Source organism: Proteus mirabilis ATCC 29906 (genome assembly GCF_000160755.1).
In the GTDB taxonomy this organism is placed as follows: Bacteria; Pseudomonadota; Gammaproteobacteria; order Enterobacterales; family Enterobacteriaceae; genus Proteus; species Proteus mirabilis.
Genome location: NZ_GG668621.1, coordinates 1 through 233, shown reverse-complemented (window position 1 = coordinate 233; position 233 = coordinate 1). Strand labels below are relative to the sequence as shown.

Sequence of the window (233 nt, the reverse complement as noted above, 5' to 3'; positions counted from 1 at the left end):
TTAGGCAGATAATCCAGACCCTTCATCGCTCCTGCCGGACGTGTTTTCACCGGCGACCCGCGACTGGTTTCTTCGCGCCTTTAAACAGCCGACCGCTGTCCAGCCGCAAACCTGGCATGTGGCGGCGCGAAGCGAACATGCGCTGGTGATTGCACCGACCGGCTCCGGGAAAACGCTGGCAGCATTTCTCTACGCCCTCGATCGGCTCTTCCGCGAAGGCGGCGAAGATACCC

1 protein-coding gene is annotated in these 233 nt (G+C 61.4%); it reads left to right on the top strand.

The genetic code is table 11. The features are described from left to right. Positions 1-31: 31 nt before the first annotated feature. Positions 32-233, top strand: a 202-nt coding sequence (locus tag HMPREF0693_RS18295) for a DEAD/DEAH box helicase (RefSeq protein ID WP_155115357.1), incomplete at its 3' end; no start/stop codon positions are given.